The 24239-nt window shown below is 68.7% G+C and carries 23 protein-coding genes; 13 read left to right on the top strand and 10 right to left on the bottom strand.

The window, feature by feature from the left end:
- Positions 1 to 197 precede the first annotated feature (197 nt).
- The 9 genes from A6A27_RS30400 to A6A27_RS30435 all read left to right on the top strand — a co-directional run bounded on the left by A6A27_RS30400 (position 198) and on the right by A6A27_RS30435 (position 8099).
- Positions 198 to 632, top strand: coding sequence for an NUDIX hydrolase (locus A6A27_RS30400; protein WP_073838083.1), 435 nt, complete (start codon positions 198 to 200; stop codon positions 630 to 632).
- A 37-nt stretch (positions 633 to 669) separates the two neighbouring features.
- Complete coding sequence (locus A6A27_RS30405) at positions 670 to 2574, top strand: radical SAM/SPASM domain-containing protein (protein WP_073838084.1); 1905 nt, start codon at positions 670 to 672, stop codon at positions 2572 to 2574.
- A complete protein-coding gene (locus A6A27_RS30410; protein ID WP_143194253.1) occupies positions 2550 to 3173 on the top strand; it encodes a hypothetical protein in 624 nt (207 codons plus the stop codon). Before A6A27_RS30405 ends, A6A27_RS30410 begins: the two co-directional genes overlap by 25 nt.
- Complete coding sequence (locus tag A6A27_RS30415; RefSeq protein ID WP_073838086.1) at positions 3170 to 3898, top strand: hypothetical protein; 729 nt, start codon at positions 3170 to 3172, stop codon at positions 3896 to 3898. The genes A6A27_RS30410 and A6A27_RS30415 overlap by 4 nt, the downstream gene beginning before the upstream one ends.
- A 9-nt stretch (positions 3899 to 3907) precedes the next feature.
- Complete coding sequence (locus A6A27_RS30420) at positions 3908 to 4543, top strand: AAA family ATPase (protein ID WP_073838087.1); 636 nt, start codon at positions 3908 to 3910, stop codon at positions 4541 to 4543.
- 11 nt (positions 4544 to 4554) lie between these two features.
- Entirely contained in the window at positions 4555 to 5445 is an 891-nt protein-coding gene (locus A6A27_RS30425) for a protein kinase domain-containing protein (protein WP_073838088.1), read from the top strand.
- Positions 5446 to 5556: 111 nt separating this feature from the next.
- Positions 5557 to 5721, top strand: coding sequence for a hypothetical protein (locus A6A27_RS45275; protein ID WP_198940514.1), 165 nt, complete (start codon positions 5557 to 5559; stop codon positions 5719 to 5721).
- Positions 5722 to 5820: 99 nt separating this feature from the next.
- On the top strand, positions 5821 to 6747 hold the full coding sequence (locus A6A27_RS30430; RefSeq protein ID WP_073838089.1) for an aKG-HExxH-type peptide beta-hydroxylase: 927 nt from the start codon (positions 5821 to 5823) through the stop codon (positions 6745 to 6747).
- Positions 6744 to 8099 (top strand): serine hydrolase domain-containing protein, encoded by a 1356-nt coding sequence (locus tag A6A27_RS30435; protein ID WP_073838090.1) that lies wholly within the window; start codon positions 6744 to 6746, stop codon positions 8097 to 8099. The genes A6A27_RS30430 and A6A27_RS30435 overlap by 4 nt, the downstream gene beginning before the upstream one ends.
- 312 nt (positions 8100 to 8411) lie before the next feature.
- Here A6A27_RS30435 and A6A27_RS30440 read toward each other — a convergent pair whose 3' ends face one another.
- The 9 genes from A6A27_RS30440 to A6A27_RS30480 form a co-directional block, all read right to left on the bottom strand.
- On the bottom strand, positions 8412 to 9704 hold the full coding sequence (locus tag A6A27_RS30440; RefSeq protein ID WP_073838091.1) for a hypothetical protein: 1293 nt from the start codon (positions 9702 to 9704) through the stop codon (positions 8412 to 8414).
- Positions 9701 to 10396, bottom strand: coding sequence for a GGDEF domain-containing protein (locus A6A27_RS30445; RefSeq protein ID WP_073838092.1), 696 nt, complete (start codon positions 10394 to 10396; stop codon positions 9701 to 9703). Before A6A27_RS30445 ends, A6A27_RS30440 begins: the two co-directional genes overlap by 4 nt.
- Positions 10397 to 10830: 434 nt before the next feature.
- On the bottom strand, positions 10831 to 11106 hold the full coding sequence (locus tag A6A27_RS30450) for a hypothetical protein (protein ID WP_073838093.1): 276 nt from the start codon (positions 11104 to 11106) through the stop codon (positions 10831 to 10833).
- Between the two features lie 112 nt (positions 11107 to 11218).
- Positions 11219 to 11671 carry a hypothetical protein gene (locus A6A27_RS30455; protein WP_143194254.1) on the bottom strand — a complete coding sequence of 151 codons (453 nt, stop codon included), beginning with the start codon at positions 11669 to 11671 and terminating at the stop codon, positions 11219 to 11221.
- Positions 11672 to 11701: 30 nt separating this feature from the next.
- Positions 11702 to 12709, bottom strand: a complete 1008-nt coding sequence (locus tag A6A27_RS30460) for a DUF4192 domain-containing protein (protein WP_073838112.1) — start codon at positions 12707 to 12709, stop codon at positions 11702 to 11704.
- Positions 12710 to 13190: 481 nt separating this feature from the next.
- Complete coding sequence (locus A6A27_RS30465; RefSeq protein WP_073838095.1) at positions 13191 to 14408, bottom strand: RNA-guided endonuclease InsQ/TnpB family protein; 1218 nt, start codon at positions 14406 to 14408, stop codon at positions 13191 to 13193.
- The gene (locus A6A27_RS30470) at positions 14402 to 14635 is read right to left on the bottom strand and encodes a hypothetical protein (protein WP_073838096.1); all 234 of its coding nucleotides are present in this window, start codon (positions 14633 to 14635) and stop codon (positions 14402 to 14404) included. The genes A6A27_RS30465 and A6A27_RS30470 overlap by 7 nt, the downstream gene beginning before the upstream one ends.
- A gap of 294 nt (positions 14636 to 14929) precedes the next feature.
- Complete coding sequence (locus A6A27_RS30475; RefSeq protein WP_073838097.1) at positions 14930 to 15805, bottom strand: TRM11 family SAM-dependent methyltransferase; 876 nt, start codon at positions 15803 to 15805, stop codon at positions 14930 to 14932.
- Entirely contained in the window at positions 15798 to 16367 is a 570-nt protein-coding gene (locus tag A6A27_RS30480) for a hypothetical protein (protein WP_241825526.1), read from the bottom strand. Before A6A27_RS30480 ends, A6A27_RS30475 begins: the two co-directional genes overlap by 8 nt.
- Positions 16368 to 16645: 278 nt before the next feature.
- Between A6A27_RS30480 and A6A27_RS30485 the strand changes: the two genes are divergently transcribed.
- The 4 genes from A6A27_RS30485 to A6A27_RS30500 all read left to right on the top strand — a co-directional run bounded on the left by A6A27_RS30485 (position 16646) and on the right by A6A27_RS30500 (position 23123).
- Positions 16646 to 17422, top strand: coding sequence for a hypothetical protein (locus A6A27_RS30485; RefSeq protein ID WP_073838098.1), 777 nt, complete (start codon positions 16646 to 16648; stop codon positions 17420 to 17422).
- A gap of 618 nt (positions 17423 to 18040) precedes the next feature.
- Positions 18041 to 20311 carry a hypothetical protein gene (locus tag A6A27_RS30490; protein WP_073838099.1) on the top strand — a complete coding sequence of 757 codons (2271 nt, stop codon included), beginning with the start codon at positions 18041 to 18043 and terminating at the stop codon, positions 20309 to 20311.
- A gap of 91 nt (positions 20312 to 20402) precedes the next feature.
- Positions 20403 to 20873, top strand: a complete 471-nt coding sequence (locus A6A27_RS30495) for a hypothetical protein (RefSeq protein WP_143194255.1) — start codon at positions 20403 to 20405, stop codon at positions 20871 to 20873.
- A 237-nt stretch (positions 20874 to 21110) separates the two neighbouring features.
- Positions 21111 to 23123 (top strand): zinc ribbon domain-containing protein, encoded by a 2013-nt coding sequence (locus tag A6A27_RS30500; protein WP_073838101.1) that lies wholly within the window; start codon positions 21111 to 21113, stop codon positions 23121 to 23123.
- Between the two features lie 498 nt (positions 23124 to 23621).
- Here A6A27_RS30500 and A6A27_RS30510 read toward each other — a convergent pair whose 3' ends face one another.
- Positions 23622 to 24206 (bottom strand): TetR/AcrR family transcriptional regulator, encoded by a 585-nt coding sequence (locus A6A27_RS30510; RefSeq protein ID WP_073838102.1) that lies wholly within the window; start codon positions 24204 to 24206, stop codon positions 23622 to 23624.
- Positions 24207 to 24239: the final 33 nt, after the last annotated feature.

Below are 24239 nucleotides of genomic sequence, written 5' to 3' on the forward strand. Positions count from 1 at the left end.
GTTCGGAAACAGCGGAACGAGGAATGGGGGCTTGAGCTTGGGCACCACGCGGTATGCCGATCTTCGTGACGCCTGGTTACCGAACCTAGACTCAAGGCCGCTTGTCCGGCGGTCGGCGGTCCGCACTCAGCCCCTTTTCTAGCCGTGACCACCGGCCTACGGGCGTCTGATTCCAACGAATGAAGAGGAGTTCTCCCATGCCGGAGCGGGTCACCAAAGACAAGGTTCTCTGCTACGTCGTACGTGACGGCAAGCTGCTGGTCTTTCGGCACACCGACTACAGCTACGAGGAGGTCGGCATCCAGGTTCCGGCCGGAAGCATCCGCGCCGACGAAACGCCAGAGGCGGCGGCGCTACGCGAGGCCCGCGAGGAGACCTGCCTGAAGGACTTCAAGATCGTGCGGAAGCTCGGCGAGACCGAGTACGACATCAGCCCGTACCGGTTCGAGCTCCAGCGCCGCCACGTTTTCCACCTGGAACTGACCGAGCCGACCTCGGAACGGTGGATGAGCCAGGAGGACCACGACGGGGAGCAGGAGCCGACGCGCTTCGAGTGCTTTTGGATTCCGCTAGAGGCCGCCCACATCCTCCAGTCCGGCCAGGGCGCTCTGCTGGGACGCCTGTACGACTGATCCCCGCCCGGTCACGGCCAACCCTGGGAGGCAGCCGATGTACGGCACCACCGATCAGCACGACCTGATGGCCCACCTGTACCGCGGCCTCGACGTCGAAGACGCCGGCAGTGCCGTGTCGGTGATCCTGAAGCTACGGGGTGAGACCTGCGACATCGACTGCCTGTACTGCTACGAGAAACGCAAGGAGGTCCCGGGGGGAGCCCGGATCGACGCCGGGCAAGTGCGTCGGCTCACCGAACTCTTCCCGGGGCGTCCACTCGCCGTCGAACTGCATGGCGGCGAGCCGCTGACGGCCGGACGCGATCATGTCGCCGAGGTCCTGCGCGAACTGGCGTCTCAGCCCGGCGTCGTGCGGGTTTCGATGCAAACCAACGGCGTGTTGCTCGATGGGCAGTGGCTGGATCTGATCGATGCCCTGTACCCGCGCCTCCAGATCGGCATCTCCCTCGACGGAGACGAGGCGGGCAACGCCTGGCGGGTCGGTTACGACGGCCAAGCGGTGTATCCGCGTGTAGCCGCCGCGCTGCGCCTGCTGGCCGAGCGTGGCCGGAGGGTCGGAGTGATCGCTGCGGTCACCCCGACTGTGCTCGGCCGCGCCGGAGCCGTCTTGGACCACCTCGCCGGCTTCGAAGCGGTCAACGCTGTCAGCTTCGTGCCCTGCTTCGATGCCTCCGTCCAAGGCCCTACCGCTGCCCGTGGGCAGCGCATTCCCGCGAGCCGACTCCTTCAGCGCGCGGCTCTGCGCGGCCCGCAGGGGCCGAGATGGGCGACCACCCCGGACCAGTACGCCGAATTCGTGCTCGCCGCCACCGTCCGCTGGATCGGCGCTGGGCACTTCACCCGGCTCAAACTGGAACCGGCCGTTTCCACCATCCGACGGCTGCGCGGACTGGATACCGGCTTCTGCCACTTCTCCAACCTGAAGTGCGACCACGTCTTCACGCTCTATCCGGACGGACGGCTCGGCAGTTGTGACGAGCTGCCCTGGCCGCAGGCCCAGCTCACCCGCCTGAGCCAGGTCTCCGGGCAGAATGCGGTCGTCGCGGCTCAGCGGCGGCTGCCGCTGCTGAACCAGGGCAAGGCACTCATGGGGCGGTGCACCACCTGCGCGTACCAGTCCACCTGCGGCGGCGGCTGCGTGGCCACCCGCTGGCGTCAGGACCAGGCCGGTGACCAGGACGCCTACTGCGACTACCGGATGCGGATGATCGACGGCATCGCCGCACTCCTCGCCCAGCCCGCCCACCCGGCAGGTGCCTGGTGCCGCAGGGTGCGCCTGCGCCCCCGTACGCCGAACTGCATGCGTGACGTCGCCTCCTTCCTCGCCCGCTGGGACCACGCCGAGGCGAGCCGTCCGTACGCGCGACTGCGCACCAGCTCGCACGGCAACATCAACACCGTCGGCCTGCCCGGCGTGCACGAGGCCGATGACCTCGACCCGGCCCACCCGCAGTGGCGAGAGGCGATCGAGCCCGGCGTTCGCTCCCTGGTCGACGCTGTCACCCAGGACTGGCGCCTGATTACGTATGACAGCTGCCAGGGACATCTCTATCCAGGGCTTGACCTGCCGCCTGCCGAGCGCCGGGTCGGCATCCTTCCGCGGGACCGGACCGAGTACGCGCGAGCTGCTGCTGCCCTATGTCGTTCGGTCACCGCTGTGACCAACGACCTGCCCGCTGCGGTGCAGGTGGCCATCGGACGGGCGGAGCTGACGTGCGAGACCACCGGACGCGCGAGCCCCGTACTCGACTTGGCGCTGCGCCCGCGTCCCGGGCACGGCTGGCCGGCGTACTTCGACGCCCTTGACGTGGCCACCGGTGCCGTCGCCGGCGCGCTGCGGGGCGAGCGGCCAACCGAGGACGGCTGCTGTTGCCCAGCGCCTCAGATCACTGCTTCGACTGATGAGGAGGCGGCATGGGTAGCGTCGCAGCCTCGCTGACGATCCATCAGTTGCTGGGGCGGATCGTGTACTTCCACGCCCTATTCATCGAGCCCTCGCTCCTTCCCAGCGCTCCGCGCCGGCCTGGTCCGGTGTGCTGCAACCATGGCCCGGACTCGGACCGCGGCACCGTCGGCAAACCGTTGACGGACTCCGCCTGGGCTGCTCTCGTCGAGGTCGCCACCACCCTGCCCGCCCACGATCATTCGTGCCCGAAGGCCAACGACGTGTGCTGTGCCACCTGCCGCGTTGTGGCCGCAGCCGCAGCGGTCGGGGCTGGATGGGCCCATACCGAGCATCGCAGCTACCAGCGGGCTGAGCCTGCCGAAACGCTCCTGCGCTCCTGCCGGCTCGCGGCGGCGGCACGGCTGGGGCGGGCCTTCGCCATGCAGCACGCGGTTTGGTGCCCGGCACTGGACCAGCTGACCGGGCCGGAGACGCTGCCCGGCGCGGAGGAACTGCCGCTGACGGGAGAGCTGCTGGCCCTATGGGCCAGCCCAATCACTGACGTCCACCACCCTGTGGCCAATTGGCTCAATCACTGCACCGGCCTGGACGACGTCCGCCGGGTGCTCGAGACGAGGAGAACCGACTCGTGATCCACATCGCCGAGACCGTCGCAGTCGGCAGCGTCGAGGGATTCATCGACGCCGAGGAGCGGGACCGGCTCGCCGCCACAATGAACGATCTCCTCACCGACGAGGCCCGGCTCCGTTTCGGCGCGAAGCGGGCCACCTCCATCCATGAGATCCCCGGTCGCTCCAACGAGCAAGCCATGGCCGTCTACGAGCCGGCCGGACGGATCGAGGTCCCGATAGTTCCGGACAGAGCCGAGGCCCTGCTCCAGCACGCCTTCGACCGTGCCCGCCCCGCTCTGTCCCGCGTCATGCCATCGATCACCGCCTGCCGCCCGTGGACTTACGTTGAGTATGGTCCCGGCCAGCACATCACCGGCCACCTCGACGGCATCGCTCCCGACCCGCTCGCCTGGCCGCGACAGATCGCCGGTATCAGCGTCGTGGTCCACGAGCCGGAGGCCGGCGGTGCGTTCTATGTCGAAAGCACGTCCAGCGACCGGCTGTGGAGCACCCGGCTGAACCACGACGCCCAGGGACACGGCTACGCGGGCGGCATGTGGCTGGCCCACGACGGTGCGGACCACTCGGCAGACTGGTACACGGCTATGCCCCGAACCCGATGGAGCGTCAGCCCCGCCCCGGGCACCGCCTTGCTCTACGGCTCCCAGCTCACCCACGGCACCGAACCGGTCGCCAGCGGCCGCATCGCGAAGTTCATCAGCTGGCTGATCGCCGAGAAAGACTAGGAGCGCGGCATGCTGCTGGCCTTGGAGGGAATTGCTGGAGCCGGAAAGACCACGCTACGCGACCGGATCCTGGCCACCGCCGCCCGCGAAGACATCCGCCTCGGGCACATCGGCCAGTTCTCCTGGCTATCGCTGGAGGCCACCCGCTCCATCATCGGCCTGCGGGCCGGCCGTCCAGCCACGGACGGCATGCGGGCGATGGCCGCTGTCCGCGGCGACCTGGAACTCCATGCCCGACACAACCTCGCCCCCGCCCTGTCTCTAGGCCCGGTCATCGCCGACCGGCTCATCTTGTCAACCGCCTGCCTGATCGCCCTGCTGCACGACCGTCCTGTCGCCCACTACGTCGAGCAGCTCGCCCAGATCAGGACCTCCCGGGCGGACCTGACCGTCCTTCTCACCACCGAGGCCGAGCTGTGTCATTCCCGGCTGTCCCATCGACCTACATCGCGCCGCTTCGGGGAGGACCGCTCGACCGCCGATCGGTTCGCCGACCTCTACGAGCAGGCCGCCAACGCGTGGACCGAGGCAACCGGCCTGCCCGTGCTGCGCCACCCGTGCACCACCGAACCCGACCTCGACCTGCTAACCGCCACCTGCATGGATCGGCTACGCGAAACCGCACCGGACGCGGTGCCAACATGAGGAGGCAGCGCATGCACCTACATCCGATGCACCCCGCCGCCTGGGTCCTTGACCAGCTTCGTGACGTCGGCTGGCACGTCCACGATCTCCTCTGCTTCACCCGCGCCAGCACCCTGGTGCTCGCCAGCCGCAACGGGACGCCTCCGGTGGTCCTCAAGGCCGGCTTCGGCAGCAACCACGTCCTGGCCGAACTCGACGCGGCCACCCGAAAGGCCGCCTACGGCTTCTACTGGTACGCGGAAATGACCGAGGCCGAAAGGGCCTTGACCCGCGAGGACTTCCGCCACGAGATTGCCGTCACCCGCGCCGCCCGAGGCGCCGAGAACGTCGTGCCGCTGATCGAGGAGGGCAGCACCGACCGGTTCGACTGGTACGCCATGCCCCACTGCCGCGGAGGCAATTTCCGGCCCTACCTCGCCACCAACCCTAACCGAGACGACGTGACGGTCGGGCTGAGCATCTTGGCCGACGTCGCCGAGGGCCTGAGCACCCTTCACGAGCGCGGGATCGTGCACCGCGACGTCTACCAGGAGAACATCCTCATCCACGACGGCCACGGGCTGATCACCGACCTCGGTGCCGCGCGACGCACCGACACACCGCGCGGCCCCACCGCTCGAGGCCCGGAGGCGCATTGGCCCCCGGAGTACGCGACCTCCTACGACCGTGCTACTCCGGCCGCTGATGCCTTCAGCCTCGGGGTCCTGACCTACCGCTACCTGTGCGCCGACATCCCGCGCCACGGCCCCTCGCGGCTGCACATCGCACCCGCCGGACTCCGCCCGGTCATCACCGCGGCGCTCGACCCAACACCTGCGGACCGGCCCGCCATGAGCGAGCTGCGCGACGCCCTGCGCCAAGCGGCCACCCATGCCGCCACGCCAGCCCAGCGCAGCAACTGACCCACCAACAACCGAAAGGAGATGCGGTGCCCACCGCCCGCTCACCGCCCCAGGACTCGGCTCCAGAAGGTGCGAGGCTCACACCCCCATTCGGAAAGGACGAGCGCACTCATGGACAACGACCGGATCAGCGACTTCCTCGCCGCCGTGGACGACCTGCGCGGCGACGACGACACCGTCCGTAGCACCCGCCACACCTCCAGCGTCTCCGCCGAGGGCTGGCCGACCGCTGAGGCCCCGGCGAGCACCGTGGCAACCGAGGGCACCGACGTCTGAACGCCCCGCACCCCATCGACGGCACGCCGCCGGTGAGTACCTCCTGGGGCCGGACCCTCACCGGCCGGCCCCAGGCCCAGCCTGTCGGAAGGACACCCCGTGGACGCGCCCACTATCTCCTTCTCGTTCGACTCCATCCAGGCCCACCACCGCGATCGCACCCGCCGGATCCGCACCGCCCTGAAGCCCGGCGCCCAACCGACAGCCATGATCCCCGACGCGCCGGCGGAAACGGCCGCCGCCGACTACTGCCTGGCCCATCATGTCCTTGAAGGTGCTGAGGCCGCCGCTCGTGCCCGCGATACCGCCACCTTCAACTGGTACGGCGCCCACCCCGACGCGAACGCCTCGGCGCTGTCGACACCCACCGCCGTCGGTCCGCGCATCGTCCTTGCCCCCGACCTGGACCGCCTGCCGCGCTCAACAATCTCCGAGACCCCCTACTACGTACTGGGCCCGGACACCACCGCCGCCCCGCCGAACCTGCAGGAACTGGCTGGCGCCGCATACATCACCGGCGCGAAGTACGGCTTCGCCGACCTTCTCTCCGGCCACGCAGTCGTCGTCTGCCTGCTGCGCCACAAGCAACTCGGCGACACCCTCGACAGTTGGACCATTACCCGGCTACCTGGCACCATCTACTGCGACCACGTCAACGAGCCCCTCGTCCTGGCTCGCGACCTGATCCACGAGGCGGGCCACAACTGGCTCAACGACGCCCTTAGCGCCACCGCCTGCGAGATCAGCGACGAAGTCAGGTTCTACTCTCCCTGGAAGAAGACGAGCAGGCCTGCCTTCGGCTTCCTGCACGCGTGCTTCGCCTTCCCCCTCACCATGATCTACACCGCTCGCGTCCTGCCCGAAACCAGCGGCGACCTGTACCGATTCCTGGCCGCCTACCTGGAGCAGCAGCGCGGACTGCTCGCCACCACCGCCGCCGACCACGACCAAGCGCTCACCCTGGTCACCGACCCCAAATTGCGGGAAGGCCTACACTCTGTCCACCGCGAAGCCCTCAGCCTGTGAACTCCTCCGACACCTCGGTCGCCGCTACCGAGGCCGCCCTCGCGGACCGGCTGGGCGAGCCCGGCGTTATCCTGCGCGTCGGCCGGGCCGGCCGTTCGACGGCGCAGGCGCACACCGGATTGGCCAGTCTCGAACTGGCCGCGCCCGTCGGGGAGAACACCGCCTTCAACATCGGCTCCGTCGCCAAACAGGTCACCGCGTACCTGTGTATCCGCGCCGCCCGCGACCGCCTCCTCACTCTGGACCAGCCCATCGGCGACATCCTGCCCCGCTTCCGCATCCCCAACGTCACCATCGGCGACCTTGTCCAACACCAGGGCGGCGTCCGGGACGCCGAGTCCCTGCTGTCCCTGGCGGGTTTCCGCGAACTCGACCACTACACCGCCGATGATCTGCTTCAACTCGCCTACCGCCAGCGGCGCCGGGCCGTCGAGCCGGGCCGCTTCCTGTACAGCAACACCGGCTACCTCCTTCTGGCCGAAGCCCTCAAGCACGCCTACGGCGTCGGACTCCAAGAGATCGCCGACCGGCACGTCTTCACCCCGCTCGGCATGACCTCGGCCCGCTTCAAGACCGATCCACGCGAGGTTATTCCCGGCGCCGCCGCCAGCTACCAGGCCGTCGCCGGTGGATGGCAGCACCAGCAGCGCCCGGTCACCCTGCCCGGCCCCGGATCTCTGTGGTGCACCGCCGCTGACCTGGACCGCTGGCTCGCCCACCTCTGGTACGAATGGCGTCACTCGGTCGACGACGCGCTTCCATTCGAACAGCACCTAAGCTATCAGCCCAGCGACCATGCCCCGTTCACGTACGGAGCGGGGCTTTATGCCGACCCTCGCCCCGGCCGCACCGTGGTCTTCCACTACGGCCACGAACAGGGGTTCTCTTCCGCAGTCCATCTCACTAGCTCAGGGCTCCGCGTCATCTGCCTGTCAAACGGCGGCGGAATAGCCGCGGACCACATAGCTACCGCTGCCCTGACGCACCTCAACCGCGATCCCGACATCGACCTAAGGCAACTTCTGTCTCGTGCCGTTCAGAGGCGCACTGCGTCTAAGACCCCATTCGTCGGCACTACTGAACCCGAAGCACCCCACGCTCCGCTCGGGACCTACGCCTGCGACGAGGTACCAGGCACCGTACGGCTGAGCCGCAGTGCTGGGTCGCTCTACCTGTGGCGTCGGGGAACCCGCGACCGTCTCACCTGCACCGGGTCCAGCGACTACGCCGCGGACGGATACACCCTTACACTCCCGACCACCCTGGTCGACGGCAGCGAGCAGACGCCTGACAGCTTCGTCGTCGATCTCAAGCGGGCACCAGGGCTCCAATACAGACGACGGTCCGTTTGATCGAGCGGATCGCACCGGTCGCGACGGCGAGGAGAACTGCAGCCAGCGTTTGCCGCCGTCTGCTCCTGCAGGTCACGACCTTGATTCACTGCGCGCCCGAAGGGGCTCGAAGAATCGCTAACCTCCTAATCTGTGGACAGCTTCTGGTGCAGAATAGGTAAATTCCTTCCCTCCGCGCTCGGCGACTCCACGCGCTTGAACGGCAGCGGTCGGCTACAGACCGGACGCCGACGGCGCTGTACATGCTCGGCTCCCGATGTCGGTGTTGGCAGGGACTCGTGCCCCTGCCAACACCTGATCACTGACACCTACTCATGAAGTCTCCGGCTTCGGTTTGCGGCTGCCGAGCATGCGCACAGTTGTGCTGAGTTTGATTGGCACGTCGTCGGGGCCTCTGAGGAACGGGTTGATGTAGACGGGGCGGCGCAGCGCTCTGCCTGGTCCGTATGGCTGGTTGCGCCAGTGGCCGGACACCCAGAACCGGCTGGTTTGGGAGCGTTCTGGGTCGCCGGGTGCCGATCGGGTACTGGGCGACGTGCTGCCGCGGCTGGCACGAATGCGGACGACCCGCACCTCGGGCGCGGGTCGGTTGGTGCGGGCGTAGCTTCTCCGAAGGACTCTGTCGATTTCTGCTGTCGTGACCTCGGCGGCCTGCTGTGCCACCAGCAGCCATGTCGCGAGCAGCGCTGCCGCTGAATGGTCACCGGGCAGCAGGTGCTGTTCATGGACCTGGACAGCGCTCATTGGGGCGAGCCACCCTACGTGTTCGCGGAGTCGCTGGAGTGGTCTGCCGTCCAGTCCCCCGCCGATTGTGCGGTAGTTGACCAAGTGCCAGCCGTCGCTGGTGGTGGTCCAGGATGCGGCGGTGATCTGCCGTCGCGTCACCGGCCGCGACCATACGAGCAGTCCGTCGGTCGAGGGCATGAGGTCGCGGCTGATGGTGACGTCGGGGAGTTTCTGTGCGGCGTATTCGGCGAGGTCGGTGAAGTCGCTGTCGATCCAGAACAGGCGTGATCGGTCCAGGCCGGCGGCGATCTGTTGACGTGCGTCGGTGTCCGCGAGCGCGAGTGGGAGGTGATCGCTGCCTCGGTAGAAGCGGGCGAGCCGGTCGCGTACTTTTGGCAGTTCTCGTGCGGTGATGGCGGTGGCAGGCCAGGCGGTCGTGGTGATGAGCGTTCGTCCGGGGACCCGGGTGTTCAGGAACGCGAGGTGCAGTTGCTGGATGCGTTCTCGCGCCTCTGGATGGTTCCCGAGGCCGAGCGTCTGCGCTGCTCGGTCGATGACCTTGTCGTTTCTGCCGTCGTCGATGTAGGTCTGGCACGTCGCGCACGCCGCCCATGCGTGGCCGAAGTTTTGCACCAGTCCCCCGGTCGTGCCGATGGCGATGGCGGCGACGTCGCCGCCCAGGAGCGTCCATGTCGGGAATGGGTCGCCGCAGAAGTCGCAGGTGCGGTGCACGGTGTCGAGCTGGCTGACCGGGACGGGTACCGGTTCGTGTCCGTCGGTGGTGAGTTGGATCGGGTGCACGTAGGTGGGCGGGGAGCCGAGGGTGTTCAGTGGGGCCAGGCAGATCTGGCAGGCCATCTCCTGCCGGGTGGCCGTCATGCCATCGCCTCGTCGTTCAACTCCCGGTGGTCGCGGAGGCGAGGTCCTCGGCGGCTGTCGGCGGCAGGCATCGCCATGCCCGGCTCGTAGACGGCGTGCCGGTTCCGGCCGTGGTGTTTGGCGTGGTACATCGCGATGTCGGCGCGGCGTAGGGCCACCTCTTCGAAAGGGTCGGTGGCTTCGGCGAGCGCCAGGCCGACGCTGGCGGTGACGGTGACCGTGACGGGTTCGCCGTCCGCGGTGAGTTCGACGGGCTGGGCGATCAGGGCGACGAAGGTGTCGGCGACGCGGGCCAGGTCGTGGGTGCGGACGGGCAGCAGTGCCGCGTACTCGTCGCCGGAGAGCCGTCCGGCGGTGCCGCCGTGGAGGGCGGCGATGTCGTGGATGCGGTCGCCAACCGCGACCAGGAGGTCGTCTCCCCTGTCGTGGCCGTGAGTGTCGTTTACCGGTTTGAAGTCGTCGAGGTCGATCAGAACGACGATGATGGGCCCAGCGTTGTCGGCCTCGGCGAGGGCGGCGTGCGCGGCGATCAGGCCGGCGCGGTTGAGCAGGCCGGTGACCGGGTCGTGTTCCAGCTGCCAGATGGCGTCGGTGAGGTGGTTGCGGAGGCGGCGGATGAACGGCCACATGGTGAGGCCGCCGAGGGTGAACGCCACCGAGGCGGTGGCGATCATGATCAGTGGTAGGGACACTGGAGTCCTCCATTCGGTTGGAGAACCCGGGACGCGTACGTTTCCTAGGCGCTGCGTCCCGGGTCCAGATGCGACGACGGCCCGCCTTGCGGCGGGCCGTTCTTCGTGTTGGTGCCGCTCGTTGGCGGCACAGCTGTGGCTGTCTCCATGGGGAGACAGCGCTGGCGTGGCTCAATCAGGGGATGCGCCGGCGGTGTCGAGCCGTCGATGCTCCAGGTGGCGCCTGCTCGGGCGGGGTACCGCCCGGCCCTGGATTCGCCCGGCCGGTAGGCGGGCCGGTACGGCTCGTCGGTACGTGGCCCTGGTTAGGAGGCGGCTCATGCGCGGGATTCGCGGCAGACGGCCGGGCGACGGCCGGTGAATCGGAAGATGCTGACGGTGAGTGCGATGCGGGCCCTTGGCGCCGGTGCGACGGCGAACCTCGGCTGTTCGTGTTAGCGCACCGGGTGCGCGGCCTGGTCCGCGCGGAGTGTGGCGGCCAGGTCCCCCGGAATGACGGCGTAGGGTTCGACGGCCAGGAACACCTCGGCCGGGTCGAGAATCGTCTCGACCAGACCGATCCGAATCGTTTTGGGTTTGTTGTCAGGGTCGGTGACCGGGTCCCAGGCGAAGTCGACGACGGTCGCGAAGAAGGTGCGGTGTGGGTTCCAGCCGACCTGGATCGTGTAGCGCTCGAAGCCGGGTTTGGGCGTGAGGGTGTAGATGCTCATCGTTTCCTCCATGGAGGTGTACGGCCGAGCCCGTCTGACATGAGGTGCACCGGGCGGGTCGTGCCGCGGCGGCGGCTGATGAGGGCCGGTGCGGGCGCCGGAGGACCGGTTCTCATGCCTCGGGGGGGCGGGCGCGTTCCTCGGCCAGGTCGACGATCTTGTCGCGGCGGGCGGCGGGAAGGCCGGCGAGCAAGTCGACGTACTGCTGTTCCTGTGCGGTGATCGGCTGCGCGAACGCCGACTTGTAGGCCAGGCGTGCTGCCTCGTGTGCGGCTTCGATCGCGCCGCTGTGGTCGTGGGCGACGGCGACCTGGCGCAGCTGCTCGGCCGCGGCAAGCGGGTCGCGGGACAGGATGATGTCGTAGATGCGGAAGTTCGCCGGGAGGTCCGCTGCGCCGATCGCCGTGATCAGGCACAGGTTCGCCTGTACCTGGTAGGCGTATGCCTCGCTGCGGGTCGGCGTTTCGCCGCGAGCCCGCAGGGCGGCGCGTTCGGCGTTCCAACGCAGCCGGGCTTCTTCGGCATGCCTGGCGAGGGCGAGCAACATGCTGCGAGTGGGATCCACTGGGTTCTCCTGTTGTTGAGGGGTTTTCGGCTAGCGGGTTGAGGGGTTGGTTCGGGCGGCGGCGATTGCCTGCTCGAACACCGATGGCGGGAGTCCGCCGTGCAGCGACTGCAGCAGCAGGTCGGCGAGCTGGTACGCGGGATCGACCTGCAGGGCACGGTGCGCTGCCATGGCGGCCAGAGCGCCGTCACCGCAGCGCCACGCGGTGAGCGCGAGCAGGGTGGCCGGTGCCGGCACAAGCGGTTCATGGGCGCGGCGGGTGACGTCGGCCCAGAACGTGACGTGCCGGTCGTGCGGCTGCGTGAGGTCCGCGGCAAGGTCCCGCACCGATGGCCGCTTCAGGAGCACGGTGAGCCAGGCGACCTCGTCGTCGGTGAGGCGCCTGCCGCCGTCGTGCTGTCGCAGCGCGTCGCGGACCGCTTGGGCGCCGGCCTCGTCCACGGCGGCGTTGCCGGCGGTGCTCACCGCCTTCAGGCGGGCGATCGCCTCCCGGGTTGCGCGGCGTATGTCGTCACGGGCGGCGCCGTCGACGGGTGCGAACCGGGCGGCAACGGCGGCCCGGTCCGGTAGCGCGACCAGCCCGGCCGCGGTGGCCTGCACGGCGACGAGTGAGGCCGGATCGAGCGGAGTTCCTTGAGGTGGGCAGCAGGCGGGGTTGTCGCAGGTGAGGTTGTAGACCCGGGTGCCGGTGACGCGTAGCAGTTGCCGGATGGTCATGCCGCTGGCGGTGAACGCGTCGCCGACGCTGCCTACTGCCGGGTCGACGTGGTCGGGGTCGCCGTAGCCGATGAGCATGATGTGAGTGATCGGCTGCTGCCGCCGCACGACCGGGACCAGGTTGGCGGCGAGGTCGAACAGGTGGCTTGCGGGGGCGCCGGGGGCGGGCAGGTCGGCCCGGGCGGCGAAGACGACGTGGCGGTCCCTGCTGGCAAGAACGACGATGCTGCCGTCGCCGGGCCGGAAACCGAGGAGGTACGGCACCGCGGTTACCAGGTCGGCTGGGGATCGCACGGTCAGCTTGTTGTCTGGAAACGACATGATGATCTCCACTGCTGGTTGAGGTCGACAATTGGCCGGAGGCGAGCGGGTAGGCGCCGCGCGTGCCCGGCGTCGGCTGGGCGCAGCGCGACGCGGCCCCTGCGGGAACAGGCGTGCCGATCACCGGATCGGCGCGCCTGAGGGTTCGGTCGCTGTCGGGGTCCGGGTACAGGTCGATACCGACACCCTCGAGGCTGGTGGTCACTGTGGTCGGGTGGTGGTCGATGCCGGCGAGCGCCCGGGTCAGGTCGGCGCGGACGAGGGCTTCGGTGGCTGCGGTAGCGCCGGCTGAGGCGGTGTGGCCGCGGAGCCAGATCTCATACTCGTGGCGCCCCGGAATCCGCCAGCCTTCGGAGGAGATGGTCCATCGTTGCGGCAGCGGTTCAAGCCCCCATGTGGCGAGGGCGTCTTCGCAGCCGGGCCGGCAGTTGACTTCCTCCCCACGCCTGCAGGCGGGGGGATTCCCGTGGCTGAGGCGTGTTCACGCCGTGAGCCTTGCGGATGGTTGGCGCTTCGCGGACCGCCCAACGGCGAGGTCTCCACGCCCTGTTACCGCCAGCCCGGCGGCGAGTATGTTCTTGGCCGCGTTCACGTCGGCGTGGTCCTGGTGTCCGCAGGCAACGCACCGGAAGACCGCTTGGCTCTTGCGGGATTCCGGTGCGACATGCTTGCAGGAGTTGCAGGTCTGCGACGTGTACGCGGGGTTGACCTTTTCGATCTTCGCACCGTGGTAGCGGGCGGCATGCTCCAACTTCAGCAGGAACCCGCCCCAACCCTTGGACAGGATGGCTCGATTTAGGCCGGCCTTGGCCTTCACATTCCGGCCGGGCTGTTCGACAGTGCCCCGTGCGCTGGCAGTCATGTCCTTGATCCGCAGGCGCTCGACGGCGACCAGCCCGTGGCCACGCACGAGCCGCACGGCTTCCTGCGCGGCGAAGTCGCCCCGCCGATGCCGGATACGGGCGTTGAGCCGGCCGATCTCAGCGCGTACCTTGTCGCGGCGCTTCGACCCGCGGTTACGGCCGTGCACGCGCAACGACCTGGACATGCGTTGCTGTAACCGCTTAAGCCTGACCGCCTCGCCAGGGGTGACGAAAGCCCGATCATCCAGACCACCGTCAGAGGTGGCCACCGCGACGGCCACACCCCGGTCGACGCCGATCGGCGGTTTACCGTTCGGTGCGGCCTCGGCAACGCCGTCCTCGACACAGAACGAGATGTACCAGCGGCCACCGTCGCGGGAGACCGTGGCGTTGCGGATGACACCGCCGAGCGGACGGGTCCACCGGAAACGCACCGGCCCGAACTTCGGCAGCCGCACCTCACCCCACCGCCGGCTCAGCCGCCGCACCGCGATCTGCTCTGGGTCGGGGAACCGGAACGACGGCGCGGTGCGTGTCTTGGACCGCCACCGCACCTTCCACGTCCCGTGCGTTTTGCACGCGCGTTCCAGGTCGCGCAGGGTCTGCTGCAACGTGTGCGACGGGGCGTCGGCCAGCCACCCGCAGTCCGAGTCCTTCTTCGCTTCGGCCATCTGCCGGGCCTGTTCGCTGTAGTTGATCCAGGCTCCGCGTCGGCGGTACTCACGGCGCTGCTCCAACGCGGTGTTCCACACCGCCCGGCAGATCGCGCCCACCGTCTCCGCGTAGGCAGCCTGCTCCGGCATGAAGGCGAGCAGGTAGCGGCGGCCGGTCAGCATTCAACGGCCTTCTGCTGCTGCGCCGCCCGATTGCCGGCGGCAGCCGAGTGGATGCCGGTGACCAGCCCGGCGCACGACGCCAGCCGAAACGTGGCCATGTCGTGGGCTCGGCCGGAGCCGCTGTCTCCGCCGACGACTGGGGTGACACCGCTGAGGAGATCGGGCGGGGTTGCGTTGTGGTCGGCGAGGGGATCACCGCCTGTCAGATACCAGGCGCGACAAAGCATCGGTCCTCCTTGGGACTCGAAGGAAGTCGGCCATCGGGTGGTGGCCGCCTGCAGGGATGGGGGTGCCCTGCCCCGGTCGCAGGTGAGGCGAGGGGCGGGGTGATGAGTGCTGAGGGTCTGAGGCTGGCGGACGGCGGCCGACCGGGAGGGGTGGGCGCGATGCCGTCGCGGGCGTGTCAGATCAGCACATGAAATAGGGAGAAGAGCCCTCAGGCTAATCGCGTTGCTGCCGGTGGAGCTGGGGCTGTCAGGTCCGGCCGCCTGGCAGAACCTGACAGCCCAGCTCACCTGCTGTCAGCCGTCGGCGGGCGTGGCGCGGGAGTTCGGCTGGCCACGTCGCAGGACTAGGACATCCTCATGCGCGACGAGGTGCACAGGGAGGCCCTGGGCCCTGGACTTGCGTACCGCCATGAGCCCGAACATCGAGGCGCGGTGCACGATCTGGCCGTCGCGGACGGCGGCGAGCATCGCCGCGCACCGCTGCACCGGTATCAGCCCGACCGTCTGCGCGACTGTCAGGAGTTCACCGGGCAGGTCGATGAAGTCGTCCGGGCTGCGGCGTACCGGGCGGCAGGTGATGACTACCGTGCCGCCGGGGCGCAGCAGCTGGTAGCTGGCGGACAGGATCGCGGTGAACCCGTCGAGCAGCCCGGACCATCCGGCGTAGGCGAGGTTGCCGCTTGCGCGGTCGCCGTACAGGTGGGCCCTTTTCCTGACCCCGGTACCGGTCATGCGGACAAGTCCGTGGGTGGACCGTCCGTACGGCGGTGAGGTGAGCACGAGCCCGACCTCGCCGACCGCGGACGCGGGGGCGAGATCGAGCAGGCGGGTCGCGTCGCCGGTGATGACTTTCGCCATGCCGGCGGCGCCCTGGGACGCGGCGAGGGCGACGTTCGCGGCTGCCAAGGCGGTGAACCGCGGTTCAATGTCCACGCCGAGCGCGTGCCGCCCAAGGTGCACGGCCTCGACGAGGGTGGTGCCCGACCCGCACATCGGGTCGAGCACAAGGTCCCCCGCCGCGGTGTAGGCGGCGATGGCGTGCGCGGCGAGGTGAGGCAGCATCTTGCCCGGATGAGTGGACGACTCCGGTACGTACCGGCCGCGTCGCTGGTCACGAGCAGGCTGCTGGCAGGTCAGCCACACGGACGTGATCGGCATCGGCTCAGGCATCGCGGTCGCCTCCCTCGGTCGGGCGGGCAAAGACCAGGACGTCGGTGTGGATGTCCAGCTGTGTCCGCTGGCCGCGCGTGGGTGGCTGGTCGGCCGCCACGATGTGCTGCAGGTAGGACAGACCTGCCTGCTTGGCCGCGATGACGACGTCGACCGGAAGGATCGGGTCGCCGTGCGCCAGCAGCACGACCAGGCAGCCGCCGGGCAGGAGCTTCGCCCGACCACGAGCGAAGAACTCGACTGGTTCGCCTGCGTCGGGGGCGAGTGGCCAGCCGGTGACGATCAGCATCGCCGTCTCGCTCCCCCAGCCCGTCGAACGCGGCGCCTGCAGGTGGCGGTGAGCGGCGAGGATGGCGCCGGCAAGCTGCGGCCCTTCGGTCAGGTCGATGATCAGGTCGGACGGGTGGGTGAGGTTGTAGACCAGCCGCATGCCCATCGCGGTGGACATGGTCTCGCCCGGCTGCGGGGCGGGTATCGGCCAGACGGTGATGGGCACGGGCGGGTCGCCGGGCACCACGTCCCCGACGGGGGCGGGTGCGTTGTGATGGTTTCTCTCGGTCATGGGCATGGTGGCCCCCGGACCGGCGGGCGTACTGACGGTCCTCAGTGCGCCGCTGACAGGCCGATCGAACCCGTCCCCGGCCTGACAGATCCAGTCAGCCCGATCTCTGACGGCCGCGTCGGTGGGCGCGGGCGGTCGGCGCAGCGGCGAACCTGACACGACCGGGCACGACCTGTCCCGGTCTGACAAACGCTTCTGGTGTCAGGTCGGGCTGTCCCAATCGAGGTCTCGGAGCCATCGCACATCGCGAAGCGCTCCCCCTTCGAGAGGACATCGGCATGGCAACGACCACCCGCACGAGGACGGCCGACACGGCCCTGACCACCGCCGAGAAAGCGTTCGAGCTGCTGACCTGCGAACCCGCGCCGCTGGTGTTCAACGCGCGTCCGGTGCCGGGCCTGCCGGACACGACGATGCCGCTGGACGAGCTGCGCAGCCTGCTGGTGCACGAGCGCTACGACAGCGACACCACCGACGAGCTGTGGCGGCAGCTGGCCCACCACGCCCGCGACCGGGGACCCGCCTGGGTCGTCGGCGCGATCGGCGTGGCCCTGCCCGCACTGACACACCTCGCCGCAAAGATCAGCCGCGGCCACGCCCGGCACGCCGACGACGTGGACTCCGAAGTCCTGGCCGGGTTCCTCCTCGCACTGCGCACCGCGGACCTCGCCCCGCCCCGACTGTGGCTGCGGCTGTGCTGGGCGGCATGGCGCGCCGGCACCGCGGTCGTCAAGGCCGACGACGGCGAGGAACTACCGCTGGACCTGCCCAGCGGCTCGCGGTCGCCGAGGATGCCCTACGGGCACCCAGACCTGCTGCTCGGGCGAGCAGCCGTCGCCGGCCTGATCACCGCCGAAGCCGCCGAGCTCATCAGCGCGACCCGCTTCGGCGACACGCTGATCGAGCACCTGGCCGCCGAGCAGGGCGTGACCGCGCCGGTCCTGCGCATGCGCCGCCGCCGCGCCGAACGCATCGTGGCTGCAGCCGTCACGCGAGGCGACCTGTCCGGCCCGATCCGCTCGCCCGGCGGCCGCGAAGCCGTCATGACGGCCTGACCAACCTCGAAGTAGGGCAGGGCAGCCGGTTGGGCGGCAAGGCCGCGCCGGCGTGACCGCCGTCAGGGTCCCGACCAGGCGAGCGACGGCGACCGGGACCGTCCGCTCGGTGCGAAGCTGCCGTCGCGTTATGCAAAATCCGCGCCAGCGGTGATCGCTCACGGGCGCGATGGTAGGCCAGCCCAGGCGAATGCCGCCGGGTCGATCCCCGTGCCGATCCGGCTCGCACGCACCCTCGACGGCCTCGCCGCCCTCATCGACGACGCCAGCTGAGGCGGACACGCTTCCTCGCACGCCGGGGCGACCGTGCGCCGGACGAGAGGGCATCGGCCTGCAATGCGACGCGCAGGAATGCAACAAGATCAGCCGATCGCGTGTGTCGATTCCATAGTGGACGCACGGCTGCTCGGGTCAAACCCTTGCCGGTTTTGGAACAACTCTTCGAAGCGCCACTGGGAGTCGACCATTCGCGCGGGCCTGTCCATTTTCGACCAGTAGTTCCCGTGGGCACTTTGGACAATTACTTTTGTGAATATGCTTGGCGGGTTCTTGGTTGGTTACGTATCGACGGAGGTGCCGGTGAGAAACAGAAGACGATGGCGGTCAAGACTTGCCGCGGTGGTTGCGGCTCTGGTTGCCGCGCAGGTGGCGCTCGTTGCCGCCCCGGCGTCGGCAGGGTCGGGCCGCCTGTGGGAGGTGGAGGTCGCGAAGATTCCCACCGCCAAGTACACGCGTGACGCGAAGGTTTACGTCACCGAGGCCACGCAGGCGTTGCGCCCGTATGTCGGTGGCGGGTTGGGTGACAGCCGGATCGACACGGTGTTGGCGGATGTCGGCAGCCGGTACTTCGATGGCGCCCGCTTGAAGAGCGTCGCTGATGGCGCGGTCGCGTTCGACAATCTGAAGCACCTTGAGGCGTTCCTCAAGGGCCGGCTGAACGGTGCCAGCCCGCCCAACGGGGAGGCCGAGCAGGCCCACGTGGCCGCCGTGGTGGAGACCCTCACCGGTGTGCGGTTGTTGGCGGACGCGGCGATCCAGGACGCTGAGGCGACGATCGGCCCGTTCCGGGCCAGCCCGCCGCCCGCGCCCGCCCCGGCGGGGCTGGCCGAGGCGTTCGCGGACCTGGATGCGGCCAAGGTCAACCTGGCCAAGGCCGACGACATGCTGGTCAAGGCCAACCCGGAGCCGGCGACCATTCAGGCCGGAAACGCGTGGTCGAACGGCTTCAACGTGCTCACGCGGCTCGGCATCACCTACACCGGTGACCACGACAACGACGGCGTCATCGACGTAGTGGAGTTGCGGTTCGGCTCCAGCCCGCTGCTGGTCGACTCCGACGGCGATGGACTGACCGACAAGTTCGAGATCACCGAACTGGCGGGCTGGACCCGACCCAACGCGGTCGACACCGACCAGGACTCGATCGCCGACGGCGCCGAGGACATCGACGGCGACGGGCTCACCAACCTCCAGGAACAAGACCTCGGCACGTCACCCACCAACCCGGACACCGACGGCGACGGAGCCACTGACGGTGCCGAGGTGGCCCAGGGCAGCAACCCGCTCGTGGCCGACCAGCCACGCGCCCCGCCAACGCCCGGCGACGTCCCGCCGATCGACCCCACCCCCACCGACACCGACACCGACGGCGACGGCCTGCCAGACCTCGTGGAGGAGGACGGCCTCACCGACCCCGCCAACGTCGACACCGACGGCGACGGGCTCTCGGACTACACCGAGGACGACCTCTCGATCAACGCGCGTTCTCAGGACAGCGACGGAGACGGTCTACGCGACGACTACGAGGTCGCCAACGCCGAGTCCCAGGGCCTCGACCCCGGCCGCTTCGACGAGCAGATCAGCAAGTGGACGTATGTCAGCGACTTCCTGCTCGGCATGTTCGCCGGCGACTTCGCCGAAAAGGACTCGATGGCATGGCTCGCCGGCAACCTGTGTAGCGGCGGGCTGAGCGTCATCCCGGTCGTCGGCTGGATCCTCGGCGGGCTCGCCGACATCCGCGACACCATTGCCGCGCTCATCCACGGGGAGTGGGTCAGCGCGGGGCTCAGCATCCTCGGCGTCGTCCCCTACGCCGGCGATGCGATCGCTATCCCGGCCAAGGTCGCGAAGTTCGTCCTCAAGTACACCCACCGCCTCATGCCGGCGGCCCGGTTCGTCGCAAAGTACGACAAGATCCCCGACACGGTCAAGGAGCTCACCTACGAGCTCATCATGCCGGAGGTCTGGGCAGCCCTCGTCGAACCGGAAGGCCTGGCACCAGCGGCCAGCAGCAAGATCAGCAAGAAAAACTTCAACAGGCTGCTCAGCGGCGAACGCACCGACCTCAAGAAGCTGCACTTCGCGATGCAGGCGGTGGGCACCAACGGACAAAAACTGCACCTCCCCGGTCCCGACGTCAGATGGGCCAGGGGCAGTACCGACGGCCAGAACATCTTCGTCGACGAAATCATGGGATTCCGTGATGACCGCACTCGCGGCCAGCCCCAACTGTGGCTGATGCAAGCCGGGGCGCCAGGGCAGTTCGAGCCCAGCGGCCGGTCGATGGACTACGGTGAGTTCTCCCCCGACGGCTGGACCCTCCACGAGGTCAAGACCGGGATCCCCATTGAAGACGACAGAAAGAACCTGATTCAGTGCAACGAGGACGCCTGGTACGCCGACCCGGCCAACCAGGCCAAGGTCCTGCAAGACAATGAGCGCAACTTTCAGTTCCGGAGAAATGAGCTCGGGGACAGGGCGGTCAAGGGGAAGCACTGGCACTTCATGCCACACGGAAAGTATGACTCACTTGGCATATCGGACGCCGTGCTCGATTGCCTGCAAAAGAACAACATCCCCTTCACGATCCACTTCCCGATAGGCGACTAGCCAAGTAGGCCGGGGGCCGGGTCGCCAGCCCGGCCCCCGGCGCACCATGAAGGAACATGAAGCCATGACATCTGAACTCCCCCCGTACGCGGTGCCCGACATCGAGTCCGAGGAACCCAGCGGTAACCCGAGCTACGTCCTCTACCGCGTCGACCGACTCGCCGGGTTCCCCCCGGTCGCCGCGGCCATCGGCGGCGCCCCGAGCGTCATGTCGGCGATCTGCTCGGACGACAGCTTGATGCGGAAGATGTTCTCCCAGACCCCAGACACAGTCTGCAAGCAGCTCTGGGTCGGTACTGACGACGGGCTGCACTGGGAGTTGAGCTTCGGCGACGGCGTGAAGTTCATCGTCGATGCCGGGGATGAACCCGTAGATCTCCTCAGGGACGCTCTCGAGGTGCAGCCCTGCGTCGTCTCCGCCGAACGCTATTGCGATGAAAACTTCAGGGTCGAAACGGCCCGGGTGCTACGGGCCGATGAGATGGCGGCCTACTTCATCGACACGGTCGTCACCGCCCACCGTGAGTTCGCCCGCCGGCAACGCATCGACCTGCCGTACTAAAGTTCGCCACCACCACAAAGCCGGGCGGCCCCGCTCATGAGGCTGACCGATTTGATTATCGATCATCAGTGACCATAGATTGGCCTATGTGGAACGTTTTCGGCTCTCCTCAGGCCGGGAGGCGTGTCGGTGTTCACCCTGTGGCGCATCATGTTTGGGCTGGCTCGGGAGGGTTCCGGTGGTGCGGGTCGTCGGTGAGGGCCGGTGTTTCTGGATCGGTGTTGAGGCGTTGAGTCGGTGAGCGGGAAGCTGCGGCTGGCCGAGGGTGAGGCCGCCCGGACCGCGTGTGCCCGCGCCTTGCTGCGCACCGGTGTGGACGAGGAGACCGGTGAGGTCTTGTCTCAGGCGGTGCTGGCGCAGCGGGTCGGTTGGTGTGCCGATCTGGTGGCGGGCATGGCAGCCGCGCTGGTCGGCGCGCATTGGAACAGCGTGGATGTGGGGGTGTTGGCTGGCGGGGTGGATGCGAGTGGGCGCAGGTTGCCGTCGAATGCGTGGATGGCGTTGCGGCGTCTGGGGTGGACGGTCGCCCCGCCTGGGGGTGTGAGGGTCAATGACCGGGTCGTGCGGATGGTCCAGGAGCAGGCAGGGCGTGTTCTGCGTTCGGTGAAGTGGCGTGCCGAGGTGACCGCCGGGGTCCTGTCGACGTGGCCGGCCGATCCGCGCAAGCGCACCCCCGCCGAGTGGGATCAGGTGCGGGCCTCGATCCCAGGCGGGCAGCACCTGCCATCCAATGTCATCAAGGGCCGCACCCGGCAGGCCGCCACGTTCGCCAAGACCAATGGTCGCCTGCCGGTGGACGTGTTCGAACTCGAAAGCGTCCCGCGGATTCCGCGGATGCTGCTGCTGGCCGCGTGTGACCGGCAGCAGGCCACCATCGAGCGCAGCGACACCGACCCGGCCAGGGCGCTGCTGCGGCTGCAACTGCCCACTCGCCCGGATCCGCGAGGGTATCGGGACTGGACGTGGGTCGAGTGCCGGATCAGCCTGCCGTCCACGGTTCCCGCCTCGGCGGTGCTGCACCTGCCTACCCTCCGCGTCACCGACGGGACGGTGCGTGCCGACATGGCATACACACATGCCGTGCCGAAGGCCCGGGCCACCGGTCACTCGGTGGCGCTTGGCGTGGACTGGGGTCTCAACACTCTCCTCAGCGCGGGTGCCCTACGACTGGGAAAGGATGGCCGGATCACGGCGTTGGGGGCGGGTGGCCAGTTCCGCGCCGCTGGGGTCCTGGCCAAGCAGCACCGCCTGCGCCGCCACAGCGAGCGGCTGCATGCGAAGGCCGACCAGTACGCGCGGCTGCTCGGCGGCCGCCCCGACGAGCAGCTGAGGGCGAAACGTGAGGTGCTGGCCGGCGAGATCCGCCACGTGTCCGCCCGCCGCCAAAACTTGAACGATGCGCTCGCGTGGGCTGCCGCCCGCTGGACCGTCGACCAGGCGATCGCCGCCCGGGCGACGGTGATCTGTCTGGAAGACCTGCGGTCGATGGAAACCAAGGGCCTGGGGCACAGCCTGAACACGCGTCTGTCCCAGCAGGTCCGCGGAAAAATCAGCGACCGGATGCGGCACCTCGCCGCCGAGCACGGTATCGCCGTGGTCACCGCCCCCGCCCGCAACACCTCCAAGCACTGCCCGCAATGTTTGACCCCGCTGCAGCACCGTAAAGCCCCCGACCGGCCCACCACACCGGGCTGGAAGTGGGCCATCTGCCCCAACCAGTCCTGCCGCTGGCAGGAAGACCGCGACCACGGCGCCTGGCGGCGCATCGCCGCCCGCGGCCTCACCCACCAGACCAAAACCGTCACCGACAAGACCAGCGGACACATGGTGATCCGCACGGTCGTCGACGAACTCGAAGCCGCAGCCGTCGTCACCCCAAGCACCTCTAATGCCAGCCGGAGGGACCGGTCGAAGACCGGCCCCACTCGGCACAAACCACCACGCCCCGCGCCCAGGCGACGCAGGGCACCCTCCCCCACCCGGCCCCACGGCCAGGCGGGCAAGCGTCCGGAGGGACACGCACCAACGGACCGGCCGAGGCTGCCCCGCGCAGCCCACCGGCACCAGAGCGTGAACACGATCAGCACACCCACCACCGCCGGCCACCGGCCACGAGGAGCCGCACTGGGCGCGGGATTCCATCTCCACGCCCATGCATCTCCACCACGGTGGGAAACGATCCCGGAAACTCAATCCGACACTCAGGATCGCAAAGCTGATCAGAGACGCTATCCGGCCCGAAATCCGTGACGGCCGGCAGGTGCGTCCCCCGCCGGCCGTCCGGACTGCTATCTAGAGGCCGCGCACTTACCTACGATCCGTGGACCAGCTTCGGGTCGGGTTAGCGAGTGAACCGCCCTCGGGCTAGGGCCTGTGTCAGGGGCTTGAGCTGGCTTGAGGGTCTTCGCGTGTCGGAGATCGAAAATGGGCGAGGTCTCCGGTAGATGGTTCAGCGACCAAAGCAGAACCTGAAACCGGAGACCTCGTGGACACCCTAGCGGTGACGACGCGGTTCGACCTGACTGACGTGCAGTGGGCGGTGTCGGAGCCGTTGCTGCCGGCGCCGAAGCGGCCGGGTCGACCATCGGGAGTAGTTCGGCGGGGTCGAGCCGACCTGCGGTGTGCTGACCGTGTACCTGCCGAGAAGGGCATCCGTGCAGGTCGTGAGCCCTCTTGACCTCCAGGCCCGACCTTGGTCTACAACTAACTTGATCTTGAGCGTTGCACATCCGCGGGCACCCCGGCTGATCATGCCGACAGCCCCTGGTCGATCACCTTCTTCCCGAGCACTGCGCGTACCAGCTTGGTGATTTGCTGGGTCGGTTCCGCCGTCGGGTCCGGGAATGCCAGGCGGTGCAACATGATCCCGTCGAGCTGGTCGAGGATCAGCCGGGAGTCTGCGTGCGGGTCGGCCGAGCCCAGGTCGCGCAGCCACTGCGCTGCCCAATCCCGGATCGCCTCGGCGGTCTCGGCGAGCTTCTGGCGCAGCGTCGGCCGGAGCGCAGCCTCCACGAACAAGCTGTACCGTGCCAGCGTCGTCGCCCGTTCTTCGCCGGTGGCCCGGTGTACGAACGCGGCGAGCGCGCTGGCGAGCTCATCCGGCGTGTTGGGGCGCACCAGGCCGGCGATCGTTTCCCATACGGCCTGTTCGCGCATGGCGAAGCGGTCGACAACGGCCTCGACGAGCGCGTCGCGGGTCTTGAAGTAGTTCGAAGTGGAGCCGGCTGGCAGCCCGGCCGCAGCATCGACGGCGCGGTGCGTGAGGTGGCGGACGCCCTGGCCGCCGAGGATCGCGATGGCGGCGTCGAGCAGTTGCTCTTGACGGGTCGGCATGCTACGGACACTACATCAGTAGTCTGTGGACTA

The organism is Micromonospora sp. CB01531 (assembly GCF_001905095.1).
Lineage (GTDB): Bacteria > Actinomycetota > Actinomycetes > Mycobacteriales > Micromonosporaceae > Micromonospora.